1 protein-coding gene and 1 pseudogene are annotated in these 1,193 nt (G+C 71.1%); both read right to left on the reverse strand.

Translation table 11 applies throughout. The features are described from left to right. Positions 1-22 precede the first annotated feature (22 nt). On the reverse strand, positions 23-835 hold the full coding sequence (locus tag Q0066_RS06640; RefSeq protein WP_298131331.1) for a hypothetical protein: 813 nt from the start codon (positions 833-835) through the stop codon (positions 23-25). A 14-nt stretch (positions 836-849) separates the two neighbouring features. Continuing rightward, a pseudogene (locus Q0066_RS06645) lies at positions 850-1,193 on the reverse strand (malate dehydrogenase); the annotation flags it as partial.

The raw sequence follows: 1,193 nt of genomic DNA on the forward strand, positions 1-1,193 counted from the left end.
CGGGTTCCCTGCAGCCGGCCGGCTACTGCGCGAACCGGGCGAGGGCCGTCGACCCGGCGATCGCGAGGGCGAAGCCCACGGCGGCGACCGGGCCGAGCCCGGAGCCGACCCGGTCGCCGAACAGCAGCAGTCCGATGAACGAGGGCAGGACGACCTCGATGGTGAAGGTGACTGCGGTGACGGCGGTCACCGGTCCGCGTTGCAGGGCGACCGCGAAGAATGCCATCGCCAGGACGCCGCCGGCGACCAGCGACCACAGCAACGGATGTGCCAGCAGGCCCACGGCAACCGGCAACGCGCCCAAACCACGCGACGCCACTCCCACCACGCTGAAGCCGAGGCCGGAGGCGACCGCGAGCACCATCCACGACCGGGACCCGGACAGCCGCAGCCCGATCAGACCCACCACGGCGGGCAAGACGCACGAGCCCAGGATGGCCCACTCCACAGCCGGCGCTGCGGCCAGTGGGGAGTCGGCGCTGGCGCTGACCGCGAGCAGCACCAGGCCCGTACCCAAGGTGCCGAGTGCTGCCCAGTCCCGTCCGCGGAGCGGGGATCCCCGCAGTGCCGCGATGACCGCGGTGACGCCTACCGAGGCCGCCATGACCGACTGCACCAGGAAGAGCGGCAGGTCACGGGCGGCCACGACGTTGGCGACGAAGGCCACACCGTCGGCCGCCAGCCCGAGCAGATAAGGCAGCTGTGCAACGATCGAGACAACCCCGGAGACTCCCGTGACGGCAGCGGCCCGTTTCGCCCCGACCGACTGCAGGACCGAGCCGACTCCGTAGCCGAGGCAACAGACGACGGCGGCGACCCAGCTGACGACCGGCATCCCGGGGTCGTCGATCAGATCAGGCCGAGCTCGGTGACTGCCTTGGCCTCGTCCTGCAGTTCGGCGACCGAGGCGTCGATCTTGCCGCGGCTGAAGTCGTCGATCTCCAGGCCTTGGACGATGCTGTAGCTGCCGTCGGACGTGGTGCACGGGAACGACGAGATGATGCCCTCGGGTACCCCGTAGGAGCCGTCGGACGGCACCGCCATCGACACCCAGTCACCGGCCGGGGTGCCGTTGAGCAGGTCGCGCATGTGCTCGATGGTGGCGTTCGCCGCCGAGGCAGCCGAGGACGAGCCGCGGGCCGCGATGATGGCCGCGCCGCGCTTGGCGACGGTCGGGATGAAGTCGTTCTCGA

The sequence above is a fragment of the Micropruina sp. genome (assembly GCF_027492755.1).
In the GTDB taxonomy this organism is placed as follows: Bacteria; Actinomycetota; Actinomycetes; order Propionibacteriales; family Propionibacteriaceae; genus Micropruina.